At 48.4% G+C, this 24,109-nt stretch carries 20 protein-coding genes; 8 read left to right on the forward strand and 12 right to left on the reverse strand.

Annotation, left to right across the window (positions count from 1 at the left end; translation table 11 throughout):
• Positions 1-7 precede the first annotated feature (7 nt).
• Entirely contained in the window at positions 8-2,236 is a 2,229-nt protein-coding gene (locus ACMXYV_RS00275; protein ID WP_415889790.1) for an EAL domain-containing protein, read from the reverse strand.
• A 249-nt stretch (positions 2,237-2,485) separates the two neighbouring features.
• Here ACMXYV_RS00275 and ACMXYV_RS00280 point away from each other — a divergent pair, with 249 nt between their 5' ends.
• The 5 genes from ACMXYV_RS00280 (at position 2,486) to ACMXYV_RS00300 (ending at position 8,251) form a co-directional block, all read left to right on the forward strand.
• Positions 2,486-3,856, forward strand: a complete 1,371-nt coding sequence (locus tag ACMXYV_RS00280) for a sodium:proline symporter (protein WP_415889791.1) — start codon at positions 2,486-2,488, stop codon at positions 3,854-3,856.
• A 48-nt stretch (positions 3,857-3,904) separates the two neighbouring features.
• On the forward strand, positions 3,905-4,735 hold the full coding sequence (locus ACMXYV_RS00285; RefSeq protein ID WP_415889792.1) for a metallophosphoesterase family protein: 831 nt from the start codon (positions 3,905-3,907) through the stop codon (positions 4,733-4,735).
• 198 nt (positions 4,736-4,933) lie between these two features.
• Positions 4,934-6,091, forward strand: coding sequence for an acyl-CoA dehydrogenase family protein (locus ACMXYV_RS00290; RefSeq protein WP_415889793.1), 1,158 nt, complete (start codon positions 4,934-4,936; stop codon positions 6,089-6,091).
• A gap of 58 nt (positions 6,092-6,149) precedes the next feature.
• Positions 6,150-7,802, forward strand: a complete 1,653-nt coding sequence (locus ACMXYV_RS00295; protein WP_415889794.1) for an AMP-binding protein — start codon at positions 6,150-6,152, stop codon at positions 7,800-7,802.
• Between the two features lie 26 nt (positions 7,803-7,828).
• Positions 7,829-8,251 carry a PaaI family thioesterase gene (locus tag ACMXYV_RS00300; RefSeq protein ID WP_415889795.1) on the forward strand — a complete coding sequence of 141 codons (423 nt, stop codon included), beginning with the start codon at positions 7,829-7,831 and terminating at the stop codon, positions 8,249-8,251.
• A gap of 43 nt (positions 8,252-8,294) precedes the next feature.
• Here the strand turns inward: ACMXYV_RS00300 and ACMXYV_RS00305 are convergent, their stop codons facing one another.
• Positions 8,295-8,915: a response regulator transcription factor gene (locus tag ACMXYV_RS00305; RefSeq protein ID WP_415889796.1), complete on the reverse strand. Its 621-nt coding sequence runs from the start codon at positions 8,913-8,915 to the stop codon at positions 8,295-8,297.
• The gene (locus ACMXYV_RS00310; RefSeq protein WP_415889797.1) at positions 8,912-10,429 is read right to left on the reverse strand and encodes a PAS domain S-box protein; all 1,518 of its coding nucleotides are present in this window, start codon (positions 10,427-10,429) and stop codon (positions 8,912-8,914) included. Before ACMXYV_RS00310 ends, ACMXYV_RS00305 begins: the two co-directional genes overlap by 4 nt.
• 194 nt (positions 10,430-10,623) lie before the next feature.
• Here ACMXYV_RS00310 and ACMXYV_RS00315 point away from each other — a divergent pair, with 194 nt between their 5' ends.
• From ACMXYV_RS00315 to ACMXYV_RS00325, 3 genes are all read left to right on the forward strand, one after another.
• Positions 10,624-12,258 (forward strand): acyl-CoA synthetase, encoded by a 1,635-nt coding sequence (locus ACMXYV_RS00315; protein ID WP_415889798.1) that lies wholly within the window; start codon positions 10,624-10,626, stop codon positions 12,256-12,258.
• A gap of 126 nt (positions 12,259-12,384) precedes the next feature.
• The gene (locus tag ACMXYV_RS00320) at positions 12,385-13,212 is read left to right on the forward strand and encodes an AraC family ligand binding domain-containing protein (protein ID WP_415889799.1); all 828 of its coding nucleotides are present in this window, start codon (positions 12,385-12,387) and stop codon (positions 13,210-13,212) included.
• A 55-nt stretch (positions 13,213-13,267) separates the two neighbouring features.
• A complete protein-coding gene (locus ACMXYV_RS00325) occupies positions 13,268-13,870 on the forward strand; it encodes a LysE family translocator (RefSeq protein WP_415889800.1) in 603 nt (200 codons plus the stop codon).
• A gap of 2 nt (positions 13,871-13,872) precedes the next feature.
• On the opposite strand, the gene ACMXYV_RS00330 is transcribed toward ACMXYV_RS00325, so the two are convergent.
• The 9 genes from ACMXYV_RS00330 to ACMXYV_RS00370 form a co-directional block, all read right to left on the reverse strand.
• The gene (locus ACMXYV_RS00330) at positions 13,873-14,727 is read right to left on the reverse strand and encodes a class I SAM-dependent methyltransferase (protein WP_415889801.1); all 855 of its coding nucleotides are present in this window, start codon (positions 14,725-14,727) and stop codon (positions 13,873-13,875) included.
• Positions 14,717-16,405 (reverse strand): AMP-binding protein, encoded by a 1,689-nt coding sequence (locus ACMXYV_RS00335; RefSeq protein WP_415889802.1) that lies wholly within the window; start codon positions 16,403-16,405, stop codon positions 14,717-14,719. The genes ACMXYV_RS00330 and ACMXYV_RS00335 overlap by 11 nt, the downstream gene beginning before the upstream one ends.
• Before the next feature lie 57 nt (positions 16,406-16,462).
• Positions 16,463-17,044, reverse strand: a complete 582-nt coding sequence (locus ACMXYV_RS00340; RefSeq protein ID WP_415889803.1) for a peroxidase-related enzyme — start codon at positions 17,042-17,044, stop codon at positions 16,463-16,465.
• A gap of 8 nt (positions 17,045-17,052) precedes the next feature.
• On the reverse strand, positions 17,053-17,964 hold the full coding sequence (locus ACMXYV_RS00345) for a hydroxymethylglutaryl-CoA lyase (protein WP_415889804.1): 912 nt from the start codon (positions 17,962-17,964) through the stop codon (positions 17,053-17,055).
• Complete coding sequence (locus ACMXYV_RS00350) at positions 17,961-19,982, reverse strand: acetyl/propionyl/methylcrotonyl-CoA carboxylase subunit alpha (RefSeq protein WP_415889805.1); 2,022 nt, start codon at positions 19,980-19,982, stop codon at positions 17,961-17,963. The genes ACMXYV_RS00345 and ACMXYV_RS00350 overlap by 4 nt, the downstream gene beginning before the upstream one ends.
• Entirely contained in the window at positions 19,979-20,770 is a 792-nt protein-coding gene (locus ACMXYV_RS00355; RefSeq protein WP_415889806.1) for an enoyl-CoA hydratase/isomerase family protein, read from the reverse strand. The genes ACMXYV_RS00350 and ACMXYV_RS00355 overlap by 4 nt, the downstream gene beginning before the upstream one ends.
• A 10-nt stretch (positions 20,771-20,780) precedes the next feature.
• Entirely contained in the window at positions 20,781-22,388 is a 1,608-nt protein-coding gene (locus ACMXYV_RS00360; RefSeq protein ID WP_415889807.1) for a carboxyl transferase domain-containing protein, read from the reverse strand.
• Between the two features lie 29 nt (positions 22,389-22,417).
• Positions 22,418-23,584, reverse strand: coding sequence for an isovaleryl-CoA dehydrogenase (locus ACMXYV_RS00365; RefSeq protein ID WP_415889808.1), 1,167 nt, complete (start codon positions 23,582-23,584; stop codon positions 22,418-22,420).
• Positions 23,585-23,655: 71 nt separating this feature from the next.
• Positions 23,656-24,063: a MerR family transcriptional regulator gene (locus ACMXYV_RS00370; protein WP_415886455.1), complete on the reverse strand. Its 408-nt coding sequence runs from the start codon at positions 24,061-24,063 to the stop codon at positions 23,656-23,658.
• Positions 24,064-24,109: the final 46 nt, after the last annotated feature.

Here is a 24,109-nt window from a genome sequence, read left to right on the forward strand (position 1 = left end):
AGTTCTACTAGCTCAAATGCTCATCCAACCAATCATATAACTGTTCCAATTCCATAGGTTTCGCAAAGTGATAACCTTGGATTTCAAAACATTGCAGCTCTTTTAAGCGCTCTACCTGTTCGGCTGTCTCCACGCCCTCTGCTATAACTGCCATATCTAGGTCGCGACCCAAGTTAATAATCATCTCAGGAATGTGTGTGCCCTTGTGCTTATCCAGCATCTTATCGATAAACGATTTATCGATTTTGAGGCGGTCAAAGTTAAGGGTTTCTAGATAGCTGAGGCAGGAGAAACCAGTCCCAAAGTCATCAATCGCGACTTTGGCGCCGAGATCGTGGATCACCTGTAAAATTTCACGGACACTGTTGGTGTCGATCATGGCAACAGACTCTGTTACCTCGAACTCCACTTGCTGCGGTTTAAGTGAAAAGTTATCCAGCTTACTTTGGATAAGGCTGAGAAATTCTGGGTGACGGAATTGGGCAGGTGAAATATTAATACCCACCTGAAGACCCAACCCATATTTCTGTTCGATGGTCTCCAAATCCCTCATCGCAGTGTCCATAACCCATTCACCTATAGGCACGATAAGTCCTGAGCTTTCAGCTACTGGAATAAATTCGACTGGGGAAATAAGCGCACCGCTCTTTGTACGCCAACGGATAAGTGCTTCAAAACCGTTGATTCTGCCAGTGCGCAGATCAATTTGTGGTTGGTAAGCAAGGAACAATTCACCTTCGCTGTATGCTTTACGCAGACCTTGTAGCAAGAGCATACGCTGCTGAGTTTCACGTTCTATCTCATGGGTGTATTCAATAAATTCACCGCGAGCGATGTCTTTAGCGCGCTTTAGAGCGATATTTGCACGTTTAATCGCATTATTACCGCTAATGTTGGCGTCTTTGAGAATGTAGCAACCCTGTGTGATTGAGATGGTGAGGTCGTCTCCGAAAAGCTCAAATGGTTGGGTCAGCATCTCGTTGATCTGTTCAACTGAAAAGCTATTTTCTGGCCCCATCACGCCAAAGGTATCGCCTGATATACGGCATATACAGGAGTCTTGGGGTAGGTTAGCTGCTAGACGGTTTGCAACCAGCTTAAGCAGTTCATCTCCAGACTCTGAACCTAAGGTGTCATTCATACCACTAAAGTGATCAATATCAATCAGCGTAACAAGCTGCGGTTGGAGCTGCCTCAGCATGATTTTATCGATTTGATTCGAGAAGGAGACACGGTTAGGGATATTTAACAGGGAATCGAAATAAGCATAGTTATGTAGGCGATCTAGAATGGTTGCGTTATCTAAGCACACAGAGATATTGCTGCAGAATACTTCTAGCAACTGGTGTTCGGTGCCCTCAAGTGGGCGTTGAATGTCCAAGTACAACAGCATGTCATTGCGGAATTCACTTGGGAAGTAGAGCACGCAGGCGTAGTCATTCTCGATGCTCCGGCGCTTACTACTTGCTTCTAGCAGCATTGCATTGATATTGGCATCTTCGATTACTTCTGGGAATTCCTTTTGATTACTCGGCTGAGCGGACGCGGCCACAATCGTAAATTCAGATCCAGTTGCCTCTATTTCATCGTTACTGTTCTTCTTGAAACAGATCATTCCCTCTTCTGAAATACCCAATAACGCTGCTAACTGGCAGATAATGCCGTTGGCTAACTCTCGTATGCCGTGAAGAGACATCAATTCACTTGAGGCATGTACGATTCTTTCCAAGCCTTTACGGCTAGAATCGATAGCGGTGATTTCGGAGTAGGAACGAATGGCAGCGGTAACGCTTGTGTAGAGTCGGGTGCGGGTTAGGTCGGCTTTATTCTTGTAGTCGTTGATATCGTATTTGAGGATGACTTCAATTTCAGGTGCATAGCCAGGCTGACCTGTTCGTAAAATGATGCGGGTGTTGGTGAGCGATAGATCTTCACGAATTGTTTTGACTAGATCTAAGCCTGCACTTTCTGTCTCCATTACTACATCAAGTAGGATTACCGCGATATCTTCATTGTTGGCGAGCGTTTCTTGTGCTTCTTTAGCGGAATAGGCGTGCAGGAGCTCTAGTGGCTGGCCTAGAAAAACCAAGCCTTTTAAGCCGAATTTCGTTACCTCGTGAACGTCTTTGTCATCATCAACGACTAAAACCTTCCAGGGCCGTGAACTGTTGTTTGTTGCCGTCAGGGTGGGATCTTTCTTTTCCTCTTCGGCAAAAACAATGAGTTCATCAGACATAGACTTTCCTCATACGATGGAATTACTACTAAGTATATGCAGAGATCATTAAAAATCTTCCTTGATTATCAATTTATTGAACCTTATTAGTTATAAACGAGGTATGGCATTACCGCCAGTTAGATTTCTTTATTTGATTGATCAATCAAAAAAGTATGGTCGTTTAAAGTTTGTTTGAAAACACAGGGAACTGCTATACAGCGCTGCTGTCTGAGCAAGCATCCTTCCCTTTTATAAATGGAGTTACTTATGGATATTTGGCTGATTGCGCTAGTGTCTGCTTTAGCGCTGGTTTCAGTATTCCTTTCACGCAAAGTTAATCACGAAAATAGTTTTTTCAAAGGCCGCTCGGCAGAAGGGCTAGCACCTGGGTTATTAACGCTGATTTTTTCGCAGGTAACGACTTGGATCTTTGCGCGTTCATTACTGAATGCAGCCATTTTAGGTTTCTATTATGGGATATGGGGAACACTAGCTTATGCGGCTTATTATCTTTCGTTTCTTACAGGTGGGAAGATTGTCGATTACCTACGATTTGAGCAAGGTTATGAGAGCATCCAAGCGTTTCTAATCGATCGTTTTGGTCAATGGGGAAGTCGCTGCTATAACTTTGTCATCGGTGTGCGCTTGGTCAGTGAGGTGTTTGCCAACCTGCTGGTTATCGGTATCTTATTTGGTGCGGCAGGTACGCAATCTTATACTTTAGCGGTTGTTGGCTTAGCGATTGTGACTCTGATCTACTCAATGTTGGGCGGCTTGCAGGCGTCTTTGCGTACTGACTTCTTTCAGATGATGGTGTTTATTGCTGTGTTAGCGGTGTTGTTAGCACTGGTGGCTGGTGGCGGTCACTTCAATGCCGAACTTATTGCGTTTAAACCGTTTGAAATTAGTGATCCCGGTCCAATCCTATTGATCGTCGCCCTGCTGCAGGTGTGGAGCTATCCAATGCATGATCCTGTGATGATGGACCGTGGTTTCTTGGCGGATCGTGAAACAACTAGACGTAGTTTCATCCATGCGGCTTGGATTAGCAGTATCTGCATTATCGCGTTTGGTTCATTAGGGGTGATTGCAGGTGCTAATGCGATCTCAGGGGAAGATATGAATCAGGTGCTGACGCGTCTGCTGGGTGAACTGCCGATGTTCCTGTTTAGTGCCTCTTTGATCATCTCTGCTATGTCTACTTTGGACAGTACACTGACCAGCTCGGCGAAAATGATGGTCGTGGATATGAAACTTTTGCCTGTGAATTTGCGGAATGGCCGTATGGTGATGGTGCTGTTTATGTTGATGGGCCTCGTGATGGTGTTTATCGGTAATAAAGATCTGTTTAGTGCGGTCGCTGTAAGCGGCACGGCTTCGATGTATTTGGTGCCAGTTATCTTCTTCAGTCTGTGGGCTAACCGTCGTGATATTCCAGTCTGGAGCTATCTAGGCAGCTTTATCCTCGCGATGGCTGGCGCATTGCTCTACTTCACGGAGTCTTCGGGTTACACGGCGATGTTGGGCGAAGCGCATAAATACACTAAGTTACTCTGGATCTGTGTGGTTGTGATGTTTGGTGGTTGTGCACTGTTCTTAGTCGGTGGAGCCAGCCAAAAGCAGTTGCAGCCAGCGTAATGTATAGGTTTAACAAATGTAGATCGAAGAAATGTGAGTTTAGGCAATATGGATCTTGGAACACTAACAGGGCCGCTACTGATATTTGGCGGCCCGTACAGCAATTTAGCGGCCACCAGAGCGCTTAAACAGGAAGCCGACAGGTTAGGCTTATCTTCGAAGCAGGTTATCTGCACAGGGGATTTGGTTGCCTACTGTGCGGAACCCGTCGAGACATTAGCGTTGATTCGTGACTGGGATATTCCTGTGGTGATGGGTAACTGTGAGGAGTCCTTAGCTGAGGATGCGCCTGATTGTGGCTGTGGTTTTTCGGAAGATTCGGCTTGTTCCCTGCTCTCAGTCGAATGGTACCGATTTGCCAGTCAGCAGGTTTCTCAAGACGATAAACTCTGGATGGGACAACTGTCTCGGCAGATAAGCTTTGAGCTAGCGGGCAAACGATTTCAAGTTGTGCACGGCAGTGTCGATCGAATCAACGAATTTATCTTTGCCAGCAGTTCAGCGGAACATAAGCAGGCTCAGCTAGATCTAGCGGGTACTGATGTTGTGATTGGAGGCCACTGTGGTATCCCTTTTGGAACTCAATTGGAGCAGGGGTATTGGCTGAATAGCGGTGTGATCGGCATGCCTGCTAATGATGGCACCGCTTCTGTCTGGTACATGCTTTTAAAGCCAAATGCGCAGGGCATTGAAGTCAGCTGGCAGCGCTTGGATTATCCTGCGGATCAGGCGAGCGAGAAGATGCAGCAAGCGAATTTGGCAGCGCCTTACGCTGAATGTTTACGGACAGGCTTATGGCCTAGCGAAGATGTTTTGCCTGATTCAGAGCGCGCAATGCGTGGGCAAATACTCGAACTTTCTTCGATTCTTATCACCTAATTCACACTTCTTTTTATCCTCCTCTCCTGTAGTAACTCTTTAGTTAATAAAAAATGTAAGGGTTACTACTTATCTATTGTTTTCCTAGGCTTATGCTGAATTTTTCAGATTTTGTCTGATTTATGCCTGTTATTTTTATCTTTACCAAATGAAATATATAAGGTATAGATTAGGGTAAACCCTAATAAGGTGTGCCTTATGGATTTCACATTAACAGAAGAACAACAACTGATTCAGGATACCGCCAAGCGCTTTGCTGAAAGTGAATTAGCACCGGTAGCGGCGGAGCTGGATCAGACAAAAGACAAGAGCATTCTGCTGGCCAATTGTCAGCAACTTGCCGAATTGGGCTTTATGGGGCTAAACATCTCAGCAGACCATGGTGGCACTGAAGCGGGAGCTGTTGCCTTCAGTTTAGCGATTACCGAGATCGCGCGTGCCTGTGCATCAACTGCTGTGACTATGTCAGTGACCAATATGGTGGCGGAAGTCATTCAGGCGATGGGTACTGAAGAACAAAAATCTAAATACTTACCATTGATCTGCAGCGGCGAATATCGAGCGGGCAGCTTCTGTTTAACCGAGGCAGGTGCGGGATCCGATCCTGCATCAATGCGTACTCAAGCGGTGAAAACTGATCAGGGCTATGAGATCAGCGGCACTAAGCAGTGGATCACCAGCGCCGAGTTTGCCGGCGTCTTTGTGGTGTGGGCGGTGACCGAGCCACAGGCGAAAAAAGGTAAGGGGATTACCTGCTTTTTAGTGGAAGCCGGTAGCCACGGAATCACAGTCGGCCCGGCAGAAAAGAAGATGGGTCAACATGGCTCAGCGACCAATGAAGTGCATTTCGATCAGGTGCTTGTACCTGAATCAGCGATTCTAGGTGAGCTAAATGATGGTTTTCGTCTGGCTGTGGCAGAACTTGCCGGTGGACGCATCGGCATAGGTTCTCTCGCACTGGGTGTTGGTTTAGCTGCGATGGATTATGCGATCTCGTACACCAAAGAACGTAAGCAGTTTGGTAAAGCAATTGCTGATTTTCAAGGCCTGCAGTGGATGATTGCGGATCGTTCTACCGAGTTGGAAGCCGCACGATTACTTCTCTTAAATGCTGCTGATCGTAAACAGCGTGGACTCACTTTCGCTAAAGAAGCCTCCATGGCAAAACTCTTTGCCAGTGAAAAAGCCAATCAAGCTTGCTACAGCGCGCTGCAGCTTTTAGGTGGCTACGGCTACATGCAGGAATACCCACTGGAACGTTATGCCCGCGATGTGCGAATTACCTCGATTTACGAAGGCACAAGCGAAATTCAAAGACTCATTATTGCGCGAGAAATACTGGCTGAGCACCAGTAATTAAAGATTGCTCATGCGTATAAGAATACAAAAATAAAAAATGATGGATGGGAAACTAATGACAACCGAAACCTATCAGGATTATTACGATAAGTTTGATCCGGCCATGATTGAAGAGCTGATGGTCGGTAACCTCAAAGATGGATTTAATGTCTGTGAGGAGATTGTAGATAAATGGGCAGAAGGCGATCGAATCGCTCTGAATTACGAAGGCGCTGAGCGACCTGCTTCGCAAATGACTTTCGTTGAGTTGAAAGAAAAGTCTGCCCAGTTTGCAAACTTCCTTACCGCTCAAGGTATAGGTAAAGGCGATCGCGTTGCGGCTTTGCTACCGCGCACACCTGAATTGATGGTGGTGATTATGGGTACGCTTCGCGCAGGCGCGGTATACCAGCCGCTGTTTACGGCGTTCGGTTCCGGTGCGATCGAGTATCGAGTACAGCAAGCGGGTACCAAGTTGGTGGTGACCGACCCAAGTAACCGTCCAAAGCTGAATGATGTAACTGATTGTCCGGCCATCCTGACTTTTAATCGTGATCAGGCAGCGGATGCCACAAGTGATCTCGATTTTGCTGCAGAGATTGAGCAGCAATCGACAGAGTTTACACCGGTAAAAATTGGCAAAGATGATCCATTTTTACAGATGTTTACCTCAGGCACAGTCGGAAAATCTAAAGGCGTTGCCGTACCAAGCCGAGCGCTACTCTCGTTCTACGTTTATATGCGTTTTGCCATTGGCTTGCGTCCAGAAGATACCTATTGGAATGTTGCTGATCCAGGTTGGGCTTACGGCCTTTACTACGCGGTGGTTGGTCCTCTGCTGTTGGGTAATACCACGCACTTTTGTGAGGCGGCGTTTACCCCAGAAAGCACCTACGACATGCTGCGCAAATATAAGATTACCAACCTTGCGGCGGCACCAACGGCTTACCGCATGTTGATGGCAAACGATGATGTGTTGGCAGCGGATGAAACTTTCTCGCTACGCGTAGCGAGCAGTGCCGGTGAACCGTTGAACCCAGAAGTAATCAGTTGGGTTGATAAGCGCTTAGGTTGCCCTGTAATGGATCATTACGGTCAAACAGAAACCGGTATGACTGCATGTAACCATCATGATCTTAAGCAAGAGGTAGTGCGTGTGGGCTCCATGGGCTTCTCAATGCCAGGTCATCGCGTCGTTGCCCTAGATGCAGACTTTAATGAGATCCCTGAAGGCGAAACCGGACAGCTAGCAGTGGATGTGGATAACTCGCCACTGTTTTTCTTCCAAGGTTATACATGGCAAGAGAAGCACCCATTCCATGGTCAGTACTACCTCACCGGTGATGTCGTGATGAGTCATGGTGATGGCAGTTATTCATTCACAGGTCGTGATGATGACATCATCACGACGGCGGGTTACCGCGTAGGGCCAGCAGATGTGGAAAGTACATTGCTAGAGCACGATGCTGTAGCGGAGTCAGGTGTCATCGGCAAACCAGATGTGAAGCGCGGTGCTATTATCAAAGCCTATGTTGTGATTAAGCGAGAATTTGATCCGACAGAGGAGCTGGCTGAAGAGTTAAAGCAACTGGTACGCACACGTCTTTCAACCCATGCTTTCCCTCGCGAGATCGAGTTTATGCCAGAACTGCCCAAAACGCCGAGTGGCAAAATTCAGCGCTTTATCCTGCGGAATAAAGCGCGGGATGAGCATGAGGCAGTCGCTTAGGTTCCTTAGGCAGATTGGAGTTGTGTATGAAGTTGAATATTGAGCAGTTGCAGAGCTTTCTTGCAGAGCACTTTCCCCAAGGTGAGCAGTATGGGGAGTTAGTGGAGTTAGGTGATGGTACTGCCACTATGCGTTTGCCAGTGGATGATCAGCATCTAAGACCGGGCGGTACCGTCTCTGGCCCCGCAATGATGGGTCTAGCTGACGTGACGGTCTATGCGGCGCTATTAAGCCGTATAGGCCCCGTGCCTTTGGCGGTGACGACTCAGTTAAATATCAATTTCTTACGCAAGCCTTCTGCCGATCGCGATATCTTCGCTACGGCGCAGATGCTCAAAGTCGGAAAGCGTTTGGCGGTGGGGGAAGTGTATATCTTATCGGAAGGGGATGAGGAACCGATGGCCCATGCGACCATGACCTACTCAATTCCTGATCCTGATAAGCGTTGATCGGCAAACTGATCGCACCTGAGGGCTCTCAGGTGCGGTTAGATTAAGCTTGTTCGTTTAGTTGAGAAGCTTGTTTTACCAGAGAAGCAAGGCTACTCGCGCGCATCTTGCTCATGACACGTGAACGATGTACTTCAACCGTTTTAGGGCTGATATCTAGCTCTTCAGCGATCTGGCGATTGGCATTGCCGGCAACAACCAGCGACATTACCTCTTTCTCACGACGGCTTAGGCTAGCGTAGTTCTCCTGAATTTCTAACTGAGCACCTTGTTCGTCGCGAGCCTTTTGCGCTTTGCTTAACGCACGGCCAACCAAGCGAAGTAGCACATCGCCATCGAACGGTTTCTCTAAGAAATCCATCGCGCCCTGTTTCATCGCGCTCACTGCCATTGGAATATCACCGTGGCCGGAGATCACAATAATCGGCATCTGGATATTACGTTCCTGCATGATTTGTTGCAGGGCTAGACCGTTAATCTCGGGCATACGTACATCCAGTAACATACAACCGATTTCGCCATTAAAGTTATCCAGAAACTCCCGTGCAGAAGGGAAGGTAACAACGTTGTGATTGGCAGATTCTAAAAGCCATTGCATGGAATCACGAAAATCTTCGTCATCGTCAACAATATAGATAGTGCCTGTCGGGTTTGTTTGCATCATTGCTCTCTTAACGGCAGTTTCAGATAAAAGTGCGTACCGGTTTTACCGTCACTCTCTGCCCACATCTGGCCCCCGTGGGTTTCGATTATGGTACGGGAGATGGAAAGGCCCATACCTAAGCCAGTTGTTTTGGAGGTGTAAAACGGTTCAAACAGCTTGGCTAAACCTTCGCTGCTAATCCCTTTTGCTTTGTCCTCTACCGAAACATGAATATAACCTTCGGCAGCTTTAGTAGTGATAATAACGGGTCTGTAGGCCTTGTTACAATCGTTGTAGGCCTCAATTGCATTCCGCATCAGGTTAAGGAGTACCTGTTCGATCTGTACTTTGTCGGCTACCAGAGGGGGTAAGTTATCCCCAAATTGAAAATCAAAGGTGATGTTATGGTCCTGCGCTTCCTGACAGAGGAAGGCGCTGACCTCCTTACAACTGTCATTAATCGGGAAAGCAAAACACTGATAATCGGTCTTGCGCACAAAGGAGCGCATCCGTTTGATGATCTCCGAAGCACGTTTAGCCTGCTTCATTATTAACTTCATCGAGCCGGATACGGTTTTCACCGGATCAGCATCGCCCTCTTCCAAACGCCTCTGCGTACCATGACAGTAATTCAGAATCGCTGCCAAAGGCTGGTTGACCTCGTGAGCAAGGCCTGTGGCCATCTCGCCTACTGAAAGCAGACGAGACATGTGTGCTAACTCGAGTTGATGACGCTTAGCTTCCTCTTCCGCTTGTAGGCGCAGGGTAATATCGCGTCCGATCAGTGAGTAGTATTCAACTTGATCGTTCTCTCGGCGGTTGCGATGGGCAATGATTTCGCGAATCTCCGCCACACGGTTTAGTTCAGGGTCTAATTGCATTGGAATGCTGCCGTACCAAACCCCATGGATGGAGGCGTGCTCTAAGGCATCTTTGATCAGTGTCCCTAAGATCTCTTCTGAGAAAAGCTGCGACAGATAGTAAATCACCGGCTTATCTTTCTCGGCACCGAGGGTGTGGTAAGCAGACTCATTTAGATAGGTCAGTTTATGGGTTTTGTGGTTACAAAACATGATCATATCGGATGAGGCTTCAACCACGCGTGCGAGTCGGCGCATATCTCGTTGTGCTTCTTCACGCTCGGTAACATCGCGCGATACACAGATGATCTCTTGTGGATTTCCGCTGTCATCACGGATCACACGGCTGGTGGTTTCGAGCCAGATGTAGTGACCTTTTTTGTGACGGTACCGGTACACATTGGTGTAGACACCACTGCGATAGCGGACACTGTCATCACGCTTGGATAAGTTGTCAGCATCTTCTGGGTGGAACTGTTCATACCCCGCCATGCCGATAATCTCTTCGGGGGTGTAACCGAGTACAGTTTCAACCGCAGGGCTGGCATCAATGTAGGTCCACTCTTTGGTGGGGGTATGCCGTGAAATCATATCGGTGGATTGTTCGGCTAAAAGCCTATAGCGGTCAGCATCCGCCTTACAACGGGCGAGCTCTAAACTATGATCATCACTCATACATTTACCTGCGGGAAATCCCGATCTTAAACCTTTTGTTTTTATACTTAGACTTTAAAACAGCTTCAAGGATAAGGGAAGATACTTATATATGGTTAGTTGTAGTTTTAAGTCTGCTAAGCAGATGATCTGAAAGGTGTTTTTTTGATCAGTTGATGCTAGTTTTGGCGTGGGCATCTAAAGGAATAATAACAATGATAACAAGCCAAAACCCTTACGAGATTGGGCTCGATAAGAATCAAGCCAATTACGCTGCGTTAACTCCACTCAGCTTCCTAGAACGAGCTGCATTTGTTTATCCCGACCATACTGCTACCGTGCATGGCGACGCACGCCGTAGTTGGTCCGAGACTTATACTCGCTGTCGTCGCTTTGCCAGTGCTCTGCAAAAAAGAGGTTTTGGCAAGGGTGATACCGTATCAGTTATCGCACCAAATCTTCCCGAAGTATTTGAAGCGCATTTCAGCGTGCCTATGTCTGGCGCGGTTCTTAATGCGATCAACGTGCGACTGGATGCTGAGGCGATTGCATTTATCTTGCAGCATGCTGAATGCAAAGTGGTGCTGGTGGAGCGCGAATTTGGTGCTCTGGTTAAACAAGCACTTGAGATGGCAGATATAGATCCCCTAGTGATTGCGATCGAAGATTCTACTTTTACTGAGGGTGAGCAGATTGGCAGCATCGCTTACGATGAACTGTTGTTAGAAGGTGATCCTGAGTTTGCTTGGCAGCCTCCGCAAGATGAATGGGATGCGATCACGCTGAACTATACATCCGGTACGACCGGTGATCCAAAAGGGGTGGTTTACCATCATCGAGGAGCATACCTGAATGCCATGAGCAATGTGGTCTCTTGGGATATGGGGCGTCATCCCAAGTACCTTTGGACCCTGCCGATGTTTCATTGTAATGGCTGGTGCTTCCCTTGGTCCTTAGCTGCGTCTGTTGGCACTAGTGTGTCACTACGCCATGTTCGCGAAGAGAAAATCTACGATCTAATTCGTGAAGAAAAGATCGATCATTTCTGCGGTGCCCCGATTGTTCTAAATATGCTGAATAACGCGCCTGATGAGATCAAGCAGGGGATTGAGCACAAAGTTAAGGTCATGACCGCTGGTGCTGCACCGCCTGCTGCAGTCATACAAGGGATGGAGGAGATGGGAATTGATGTGACCCATGTCTATGGCCTGACAGAGACCTACGGCCCTTCTGTGCTGTGTGCATGGCACGATAAGTGGGATGACAACAGCATCGAAGAGAAAGCCCGACTCAAAGCTCGCCAAGGGGTGAAAGCACCTATGCTTGAAGACCTGATGGTGGCTGATCCGGATACCTTAGAGCCCGTACCGCAAGATGGCGAAACCATCGGCGAAATCTTTATGCGCGGTAATCTGGTGATGAAAGGTTATCTAAAAAACAAACCGACTACTGATGCGTCCTTTGCTGGCGGCTGGTTCCACTCGGGTGACCTTGCGGTATGGCACGAGGATGGCTACATCGAGATCAAAGATCGCTCTAAAGATATCATCATCTCTGGCGGTGAAAATATCTCCTCGATTGAGGTCGAAGGCGTGCTTTATCGTCACCCTGAAGTGTTGGAAGCGGCAGTAGTTGCCAAGCTCGACGATAAATGGGGTGAGGTGCCTTGCGCCTTTATCAAACCTAAGCCGGGTGCGAGTTTAACCGAGGCTGGAGTTATCGAGTTTTGCCGATCCAATATGGCTCGGTTTAAAGCGCCGAAAGTGGTGGTGTTTGGTGAACTACCTAAAACCTCGACCGGCAAGATCCAGAAGTTTGTTTTACGCCAACGCGCCGAAGCAGAAGAATAAGCGCAGTATCCCTCTGCGCATTTTTTCTTAAAGTGCGCAATTTTATCCAAGTATTAGTTTTGCTCATCCCTCTACACTGTAGGTAATACTGCAGGCGATTTATACTAGCAAGAGCGGTGAAGAGTGATGAATCAGGATAACCAGTTTCAATACAGTAAAAGTGAGCACTTAGAGCAAGTGACCGTTCTAAATGCCGCGATCAGCGATTTCTCTTATGGGCGCCATGCCCATGAGGAGTATTCGTTCGGGGTTACGCTGAGTGGTCGTCAGGACTTCTTCTCCCGTGGTCAATTTCACCGCAGTCACCCAGGCAATATTATCGTCTTTAACCCAGATGAAGTGCACGATGGCCATTCTGGTGTCGATGATAAATTGCAGTACCGCATGCTCTATGTGCACCCTGATCAGCTAGCACCTGTCTTCCAAGCCGCCGGTATCAAAAGCCAAGGTTTTCGTGTGGCAGATACCCTGCTGGATGATCCCCAACTCTGTCAGCATATTCTGCACTTAGTTCAGCTGATCGAGAATCGTTCCGAAGATAAGCTTCGCCAAGAATGTGAGCTCTATCAGATGGCAACGCGGATTGCGCAGCTGTACGGTGAATGCCAAGCGGATCCAAAGGCGCGTCGTGTCGATAGCTTACTTCTGCGAGCACGGGATTTTATTAATCACAATCTACAAACTGATGTTTCGCTTGAAGAGTTGAGCCAACAAGCCAATCTCTCGAAGTATCATTTCCTGCGGATGTTTCGACAGCAATTTGGTATCACACCGCACCAGTATATTTTGAACTGCCGGATCAACCGCGCCCGTGAAGATTTGGAGAAGGGCAAAGCGCTGGATGATGTGGTGTTTGATTATGGCTTCAGCGACCTGAGTCACTTCAACCGGCGCTTTAAACCGATCTTTGGTATGACGCCCAAGCAATATCAGAAGCACTTTCTGAACGCTTAATTTCAAGGCTCCTCCGAGCCCCTTAAATCTCTATTTGTAATCCGAGTTGATCACTATGGTTGAAATACTCCTGTACGCCTTTGGCGTGATGTACACCCCTGGCCCCTGCAATCTACTTAGCTTAAATGCCGGTATACATGGGCAGATCCGTTCGGCATTGGCGTTTAGCCTCGGTGTAGGCAGTGCGATGCTGATGCTGTTTTTACTGTTTGGCTATGTCGGCGCTTGGTTTATTACCGCGGGTTACGAGTTGTTTCTCAGTGCTGCGGGCAGCCTTTATATTCTCTACTTAGCCTACAAAGTGGCTTTGTCAGCCATGGCAACGACGGAAGTGAAAGCTAATCAGAACCCAATGAGCTTTAAAGAAGGATTGATCCTGCAACTTCTGAACCCTAAGGCCTTTATCGCGATCTTGCCGATAGTCTCAGTACAGTTTCCGGCAGCAGAGATATCGGGCTACGCTATTTTTGTTTGGTCGTTATTGTTATCCACAATGGCGTTTGGCGCGCCGAGTAGTTATCTATTTATGGGCGCGCGATTAGGTAAGTTTATTCACAATCCACGTTATTTTCGTTGCTTAAATTGGACGATGTCGTTGCTGTTGGTATATGTAGCGCTAGATATTGCTTATCAGCATATATTTCTGAAGCTTACTTAAAATCAGCAGTCGGCTTGCGCGACCAGTTCGATGATCCTGATTGCATCTAGCTCAAGGTTTTTAACCACGTTACTGCCCATCTTCTTAAACTCAGGGCCAAGGATCATGGCGGGTGATACAGCGGCAGTCTCGCTTTGGGATTGCTGTTCTTTGCTTAGTTGTTTTTGTCGCCAAGCGAGTGCCTCTTGGCTCCAATCATCGTAACTTTGGATGATAAAGCCCGCTTGTTCGAGTAGGCTTTCTAGGTCTGTTTGTGTGATCAGGTGGGAGTTGCTCGGTTCTCGCGCCCAAGGCACGGGAAAGTGCATTGCGCCGGTATTGGCCCCTTGGATAACTTCGTGTAGCAGTAATCGACCTTGTGGCTTTAAAACCCGTCGACATTCAGCCAACGCTTGTTGGCTATTGGGGATATTGAGTAAACTATGCTGGAAAATAATCAGGTCAAAGCTATCGCTGCAAAAGGGTAATTGCTGCGCATCGGAAGTGATCAGTTTAGGAGCGTTAAAAGAGGGTAATAATTGCGATATGTGCTGATGGGTTTGGTTAAATTCGTGGGTTATATCCAGTCCAACCACATTAATACGCAGTTCTGACTCGATTAAGCGCATCAAACCACCCAATCCAGAGCCAAGATCCAATACTCGATTCGGCCTGCACAATTTTATTTGTTGCAGTAGCTTCATAGAGGCTTTGATTCCGCCAATATGTAACTGATCGATAGGGGCCAATTGAAACGCAGTTGGTCCCTGTGGATAAGATAAGTGCAGTTGGCGGATGATCTTCTCGCCATCGAATGCTTGTGAATAATGTTTATTAACCTCAGTCACGGCTTTTCCTGTATCTAATCTAATTCTCATCGAGCCCCAACTCTTCGATAGATATCTCTCGCATCTTAAATTTCTGGATCTTGCCGGTGACGGTCATCGGGAAATTATCGACAAATTTGAAATAGCGCGGGATCTTAAAGTGACTGATCGCTCCTTGGCAGAAGCTTTTAAGCTCTTCTTCGGTCACGCTGTCAGCCTGCGGCGTCAGTTTGATCCAAGCGACCAGTTCTTCGCCAAATTGTGGATCGGGTACACCGGTGACTTGGACATCTGAAATCGCAGGGTGGGTGTAGAGAAACTCTTCGATCTCTTTCGGATAGATATTCTCGCCACCACGGATCACCATATCTTTGATCCGACCCACAATCTGCACGTAGCCTTCAGCATCCATAATGGCGAGATCGCCGGTATGCATCCAACCTTGCGGATCGATCGCATTTTGCGTGGCCTCTGGATTGTTCCAATATTTCAGCATCACACTGTAGCCGCGAGTACATAGCTCACCTACTTCGCCTCTTGGCTGAACATCACCTGTAGCTGGATCGATAATTTGGCTTTCAATATGCGGTTGGGTCTGGCCTACAGTAGAGACGCGTTTTTCAAACGGATCATCGGCAGCCGTCTGGGTGGATACAGGGCTGGTTTCGGTCATGCCGTAGGCGATCTGGACCTCGTGCATATGCATTTTGGTATTGACCGCTTTCATCACCTCCGCAGGGCAGATTGATCCGGCCATAATGCCGGTGCGCAGGCTACTCAAGTCATACTGCTCAAATTCAGGGTGCTCCATCTCTGCGATAAACATCGTAGGAACACCAAACAATGCGGTCGCACGCTCTTCCGCCACTGCAGTGAGTACGGATTGCGGCTCGAAACCCTCATCAGGGTAGATCATCGCTGCACCGTGGGTGATACAGCCTAAGTTACCCATCACCATGCCAAAACAATGGTAGAGTGGCACAGGAATAACTAAGCGATCCTGATCGGTGAACTTCATGCTCTCGGCAACAAAGAAGCCGTTATTCAAAATATTGTGGTGAGAAAGCGCTGCCCCTTTCGGGAAACCGGTTGTGCCGGATGTGTACTGGATATTGATCGGGTCATGAATATCTAAGCTCGCCTGCACAGCGCTCAGTTGCTCAGCACTGATCTGATCTGCGCGATTTAGAAATTCCTGCCAGCACCAACTACCTGCTAAAGCCTGCGTGGAAAGGCTGATGACGCCCTTGAGGTTAGGTAGCGTAGCAGAGGTTAATTGGCTGGCTTGCGCTGCTTTCAGCTCTGGCGCAAGCGCATAGAGCATCTCCATATAATTAGATGATTTAAAGCTCACCGCAGAGACCAGATACTTAGTGCCGGATTGGTTAAGTGCGTACTCCAATTCATGGGTGCGATAGGCCGGGTTGATGTTCACCAGAATCGCACCAATCTTAGCCGTCGCTAACTGGGTTATTGTCCATTCCGCACAGTTAGGGGACCATATACCCACTCGATCGCCTTTCGAAACGCCTATGGCCAGAAATGCCCGTGCAGCCTGATCTACCTGTTGCTGTAACTGCGCGTAGGTCAGGCGAATATTCTGATGGCGAACGATCAGTGCATCGTTATCGGGGAATTTTTTTGCCGTTAAATCAAATTGATCACCAATGGTGATATCCAATAAGGGCTCGGTTTTAGAGCCTTGAGTGTAACTGTGTCGATCGGACATGTTGGATAAACCTTTTCTATTTTTGTTGTTAGGTCTATGTGTATTTCAGGCTGAGCTTTAACGATGCTGGCTGTGGTATTCCAGATTGGGTTGCATATCCACAGCGCTCGCGACTCGATTGGTCATGTTGTAGAAACCCGCGATATTGGCGATATCCCAGATATCTTGATCACTAAAACCGACATCTCTTAGCTGTTGGCGGTCATCTTCATTCATGCGGTGGGGTGATTCGGTAAGCTTTACCGAGAAATCGAGCATAGCGATGTGTCGTTCCGAGAGTTCGGCAACACGGTAGTTCATCACCAGCAGTTCACCGAGGGTGGGTTCTTGAGAGTATTCACGCACAGCAGCACCGTGAGCGACCTGGCAGTAGTAGCAAGCGTTACTGGCTGAAACGGCTACCGCGATCATCTCTTTTTCTAAATTGCTGAGTCCGCTTTTACCTAACATTAACTCGTTATACAAACTGGAAAATGCTTCTAGCTGAGCAATATTGTGGCTATAAGCTTTCAGTACGTTGGGGATCAATCCCAGCTTGTCCTCGCATAAAGCGAAGTACTTCTGGAACACTTCTGGAAGTTGATCTTGTGAAGGCAGAGGTAGATCTAACGCCGTAAGGTGAGACGGTTGTGGATTCATGTTGTTTCTCAAATAGATGATTTAGGAGTGAGGGCTAGGGCGACTTTAGAGCCGTTACTGCGTTGCAGCTGCTGGCTGATCCAGTGGCTCACTTTTATGAGTTCATCAAGTTGCACGCCGGTGTCTATGCCAAGGCCATTGAGCATGTAGAGCACATCTTCGGTGGCAACATTACCTGATGCGCCCTGGGCATAAGGGCAGCCGCCTAAGCCAGCGATAGAGGTATCGATAACGCTGATCCCTTCTTCAAGTACCGCATAGATGTTGGCTAGAGCTTGGCCGTAGGTGTCGTGAAAATGTGCAGCCAGTTGTTGGATAGGTACTTCTTTGGTGACAGCTTCTAATAGCTGCTTGGCTTTCAGAGGTGTGCCGACACCGATCGTGTCACCCAGAGAGATCTCATAGCAGCCCATTTCGATCATTTCGCGACAGAGGCTCGTCACTTGGCTAGGATTAATTTCGCCTGCATAGGGGCAACCCAATACCGTCGAAACGTACCCTCTAACAGGGATGTTATTAGCTTTGGCTTTTTCGATCAGTGGTGTAAACCGCTCTAAGCTTTCGGCTATGGAACAGTTAATGTTCTTTTGCGTAAACGCTTCTGAAGCGGCGGTAAAAACAGCGACTTCATCACACTGGCTTTCTAGTGCTTTTTCCAAGCCCTTAAGGTTAGGCGTCAGCGCAGCATATATCGCATCGGGATGGCGTTTGATGCCCGACATAACGGCACTGCCATCCGCCATCTGCGGAATCCACTTTGGGGAGACAAAACTAGCGGCTTCAATGTGGCGTAAACCGCTATCAGACAGCGCATTGATCAGATCGATCTTGATATCGGTTGGGATAATATTGCCGGGCTCATTTTGTAAGCCATCCCGAGGTCCTACCTCGACCAACCGGACCTGCTTTGGCAACGTCATGATGCGGCTTCCTCTTTGGAGAATTCCAGCTCGAGTAGTTCCGCGCCTTCTTCGACTAGATCTCCTGCGGCAAAGAAAACTTCGCTGACTGAGCCTGCATGAGGTGCAGAAATACTGTGCTCCATCTTCATCGCTTCCATGATCACTAAGGCTTCGCCGGCTTGTACCGATTGACCTTGTGCAACTAAAACCTCGACGACGACACCGTTCATGGGTGCGGTGAGTGAGTGATCGGCTTTCCCTTGCTCAGAAACGTGCGTGGTTTGATGCAAACTGCATTGGAAGCAGAGTTCGTGATGAAACAGGTGAAGCTCATTACCATCACGGAAAAAGTGCATCTGTAGCTGTTGATCATCAATTTGAACTCGAAGTTGGTCATCCTGATGCGTTAGGCTGATGGCATATTGCTGTTCATCAACAGTAACGAGTTCTGTCTCTGCCCGTTGTTCGATATTTATGTCATGGATTTCTTCACCCTGCTGTAGCTGAAGGCTTCGAACCGACGGAATATTCAAGCGCCAGTTACGCAATGCCGTAAACGGAGAAGGGTAAGCATGACTCTCGGATTGGTCTTGAGTTTTTAACTGCCCAAACAGACTTGCAGTGATGGCGAGATAGAGTGATCGATCTATAACTGGCTCGGCAAAGAGTAGATCGTAGTGGCGTTCGATAAACCCAGTATCTAAGTCGAGATCAGCAAAAGGTTGTGCTGATGCTAGATCTCTTAAGAACTGTAGATTGGTTTTTAAACCGGCGATACGATATTCCGCTAAGGCTCGATTCAAACGTAAAACTGCGGCATTTCGATCTTCACCCCAAACAATCAGCTTCGCGATCATAGGATCATAATAAGGGCTGACCTCATCACCATTGCGGACACCGCTGTCGATGCGGACACAGTCAGATTCTTCGGGTGTGAATAAGTATTTTAAAGTGCCTGTCGCCGGCAGAAAATCTTGCGCAGGGTCTTCGGCGTAGATACGGGTTTCGATCGCATGACCCTTGGCTTTGATCTGATCTTGAGTCAGCGGAAGCTTTGCCCCCGCCGCAATCGCTAATTGCCACTCTACGAGGTCGACGCCAGTGACATACTCTGTCACAGGGTGCTCCACCTGAAGACGGGTGTTCATCTCCATAAAATAGAATGACCCATCGGTGTCGTATAAAAACTCGACTGTACCTGCGCCGACATAATCGATGGCTTGAGCTGCGCGCACAGCCGCTTCACCCATAGCTTTGCGAGTTTCGTCCGCTAGGTTAGGAGCGGGTGCTTCCTCTATGATCTTCTGGTGACGACGCTGAATAGAGCAGTCTCGATCGGCCAGATAGACGCCATTGCCATGTTGATCACAAAAGACCTGTACTTCGATATGACGTGGCTGCTCAAGATAGCGCTCAATCAGCATATCGGGGTTAGCAAAAGAGTTTTGCGCTTCTCGCTGCGCGGCTTTTAGAGCGCTATCGAATTCATCCACAGAGCGAACCACACGCATCCCTTTACCGCCACCGCCAGCCACTGCTTTTAGCAGCTGTGGATAACCGCAGTCTATCGACGCTTGTTTCAGGCGCTGTGGATCTTGATCGTCTTCATGGTAACCCGGAACCAAAGGCACATCGGCTTTCGACATAATCGCTTTGGCCGCGGACTTAGAGCCCATAGACGTGATTGCGCTGGCTGGTGGGCCGATAAAGGTAATGCCGTGACGTTCCAACTCGGTCGCAAACTCAGCATTCTCAGACAGAAAACCATAGCCTGGGTGTACCGCTTCAATACCGGCTGTACGGCAGATCTCTAAAATCTTATCGGTGCGCAGATAACTCTCAGCACTAGGGGCTGGGCCGAGTAGATAGGCCTCATCAGCCATATGAACATGCTTAGCCTTGGCATCCACTTCAGAGTAAACCGCTACACAGCGAATACCTAAGCGCTGTGCCGTTTTAATTACACGACAGGCGATCTCACCGCGGTTAGCGATTAATATTTTCCGCGGTAGTGCCGTCGATTGTGTTTCGCTCATGACTCTACCCACTCTGGCTTTCGTTTTTCTAAAAAGGCGCTCAGGCCCTCTTGGCCTTCGGGACTGACTCTTATCTCGGCGATCCGTCTGGCTGTGTCGGTGATCAAATGTATATCAATATGATTATCACTGACGGCAGCGACTAAATGTTTGGCAGCGGCCATCGCCTGCGGACTGTTTTGCAGCAACTGATTGATCAATTGGTGGCAGGTATCATCGAGTAGTTCGGTTGTGGCCACGACTTGGTGAACTAGACCGTAATGATGGGCATCGCAGGCAGAAAAGGATTCGGCGCTGATCATATAGCGTCGAGCCTGTCTTGAGCCCATTGCACGGATCACATAAGGCGAGATCACGGCGGGGATCAGGCCAATTTTGACCTCACTCAGGCAGAACTGACTCTGTTCGGTGGCGATCACGAAATCACAGCATGCAGCTAAACCTACCGCACCACCATAAGCTGCGCCTTGTACTAAACAGATCGTAGGTTTGCTGAGGGTATCCAGTTGATGCATCAAAGCAGCTAATTGTTTGGCATCATCAAAGTTGTCGTCATAGCTGTTTTTGGCCATGCGCTTCATCCAGCCAAGATCGGCACCGGATGAAAAGTTCTTACCTTCAGACCGTAGGACCAAAACGCGTACTTCTGGGTCTTTATCGCAGGCCTCTAAATGACCTAACAATTGCGAGATGATCTGATCGTCAAAAGCGTTATGCACTTCAGGTTTGTTAATCACGAGATGCGCTACGCCTTGGGCTTTATTTAATAACACTACTGGCTTAGTCATAGTCGCCTCCTTACATCCGGAAGATGCCGAATTTACTGTCTTCAATTGGCTGATTGAGGGCCGCAGATAGGCTCATCGCAACCACTTCACGGGTTTGAGCGGGGTCGATCACACCGTCATCCCAGAGTCGTGCACTGGCGTAATAGGGGTGACCTTGTTGCTCATATTTCTCGATGATCGGTTGCTTAAAGTTGGCCTCTTCTTCAGCGCTCCAATTTTGGTTGTTGCGCTCAAGTTGGTCGCGTTTAACTGTTGATAAAACACCAGCGGCTTGCTCGCCACCCATCACTGAGATTCGAGCGTTAGGCCACATCCAGAGGAAGTTAGGGCTATAACCACGGCCACACATGCCGTAGTTGCCTGCCCCAAAAGAGCCGCCAATCAACACAGTGATTTTAGGTACGTTGGCACAAGCTACTGCGGTCACCATTTTTGCACCGTGTTTGGCGATCCCCTCGGATTCGGCTTTCTCGCCCACCATAAAACCGGTGACATTCTGTAAGAACAGCAGTGGAATCTTTCGCTGGCAGCAGAGTTCGATAAAGTGCGCGCCTTTCTGAGCGGAATCGCTGAATAAAATCCCGTTATTGCCGATGATGCCGACAGGATAGCCGCAGATATGCGCAAAACCGGTTACTAAGGTTGTACCAAACTGTTGCTTGAATTCATCGAAATTAGAGCCATCCACGATCCGGGCAATCACCTCGCGGACATCAAACGGCTTTTTCAGATCGGTACCGACCACGCCATAGATCTCCTCCTCGTTATAAAGCGGAGGCTGCGGTGTTTGTAGTTGTAAGTTGGTTTGTTTAACGCGGTTGCTATTGGCGATACAGCGTCTGGCGAGTTGCAGTGCATGGGCATCGTTGTCGGCGTAATAATCGGCGACCCCAGAGACCTTACAGTGCACATCGGCACCACCAAGTGCTTCGGCGGTGACGACTTCACCTGTCGCAGCTTTAACCAAGGGAGGACCTGCTAAGAAGATCGTACCTTGATCACGGACGATGATGGATTCATCAGCCATGGCTGGCACATAAGCTCCCCCAGCGGTGCATAACCCCATGACGACGGCAATTTGCGGGATACCTTTGGCAGACATCCGTGCTTGGTTGTAGAAGATGCGGCCGAAATGATCGCGATCGGGAAACACTTCATCCTGTTGAGGCAGGTTAGCGCCGCCAGAATCAACCAAGTAGATGCAGGGCAGATTGTTCATCTCTGCGATCTCTTGCGCACGCAGATGTTTTTTCACCGTGAGTGGGAAGTAAGTACCGCCTTTGACCGTGGCATCATTGGCTACAATCATGCAGTCTTGGCCGCACACTTGGCCGATACCGGCGACTGCGCCCGCCGCTGGAATGTTATCCTCGTATACCTGATAAGCCGCGAGTTGACCTATCTCTAAAAAAGCTGAGCCCGGGTCTAACAGTTGATCGATACGCTCGCGCGCCAGTAACTTACCGCGTGCTCTGTGGCGCTCTTGATACTCAGGGCCACCGCCTTGCGCGATTACTGCAATTTTATCTTTTAGATCAGCCACCGCCGCGCGCATTTTGCGTTGGTTGGTTTTAAATGACTCTGCCTGTGTATTTATTGTTGTGTGCAGAACAGCCATAGATAGTCTCCTAGTCGCCTGTTGATGGCTTACTTATTCATAAACAGCTCACGACCGATGAGCATTCGGCGTATCTCTGAGGTACCTGCTCCTATCTCGTAGAGCTTGGCATCACGGAGTAAACGGCCGGTTGGAAATTCATTGATATAACCGTTACCACCCAATAGCTGGATCGCATCCAGTGCCATTTTTGTTGCGGTTTCGGCGGTATAGAGGATCACCCCCGCGCAATCTTTTCGGCTGGGTTCTCCGCGCATCGCTGCTTGGGCAACGCTGTAGGTATAGGCCTTACTGGTGTTCATCAGGGTGTACATATCGGCGATCTTGCCTTGTACGAGTTCGAACTCGCCGATCGCTTGGCCAAACTGATTACGATCACGAATGTAAGGGACCGCAATGTCCATCGCCGCAGCCATAATCCCCAAGGGGCCACCAGCTAATACTAAACGCTCGTAATCCAAACCGCTCATCAGTACGCGGGTACCACCGTTGAGCTCGCCTAGGATGTTTTCTTTCGGAACTGGGCAATCTTCGAAGACCAATTCACAGGTGTTTGATCCACGCATCCCGAGCTTGTCGAGCTTTTGATGACGGGAGAAACCTGGGTAATCTCGTTCGACTATAAACGCGGTAATGCCTTTAGCACCTGCCTGTAGATCAGTCTTAGCGTAGATCACATAAGTGTTGGCATCGGGGCCATTGGTGATCCACATCTTGTTGCCGTTCAGCAGGTAGTGATCGCCATTATCGCGGGCATGCAGTTTCATAGAGACCACATCAGAACCCGCATTGGGCTCGGACATCGCCAATGCACCTACATGTTCACCGCTGATCAATTTAGGCAGGTACTTTTGCTTTTGCTCTTCGGTACCGTTGCGATGAATCTGGTTAACACAAAGATTGGAGTGAGCGCCATAAGAGAGGGCAACGGACGCGGAGGCACGGCTGATCTCTTCCATGGCGATCACATGAGCCAAATAGCCCATATCGACACCGCCATATTCCTCTTTAGCCGTGATACCAAGCAGCCCCATATCACCGAACTTGCGCCATAGATCCTGAGGAAACTCATTATCCTTATCGATCTGTTCTGCTCTTGGTGCAATCTCTTGTGCAGCAAAATGGTTTATTTGCTCACGTAACATATCCAATGTTTCACCAAGGCCAAAATTCAGGCTGGAATACTGTGAGATCATAGTCGTACCCTTGTTACCGGTGTGTCGATTTATCCACAGATCACTTAAGGATCAAGTGTAGGGATGAACGATTAACCGGCTCTTTGTTGTTTTTGTTTTAGTTCGAGCAATGTTTCATGGCAGCGGAGTTCAGCGTTATCTAATTCCTGCTGCAAAATAGCGATATCTTGAAGCTGTTGTTCCAGCTCCGAGCGCTTTTCATTAATTTTTTCCAACAGCAGAGTTAGCTGCTTTTCACTTCCAGTCAGCGTTTCATCCCACAGCGCAAAAAGCTCCCGGGTTTCCGCTAGAGAAAACCCAAGGCGTTTACCACGCAGTATCAGCTTCAAGCGCACGCGATCTTGTGTGCTGTAGATACGTGTTTGCCCACGTCTTGTCGGAAAGAGCAACTGCTGATCCTCATAGAATCGGATGCTTCGCGTGGTTAACGCGAACTCTTTCGCTAGCTCGCTTATGGAATATGTCTGTTTGCTATTCATAAAAATCCGCTGTTTTTAACTCTTTACAGATTAAGCAAAGTTTACG

It is taken from the genome of Neptuniibacter sp. SY11_33, assembly GCF_047778025.1.
Classification (GTDB): domain Bacteria; phylum Pseudomonadota; class Gammaproteobacteria; order Pseudomonadales; family Balneatricaceae; genus Neptuniibacter.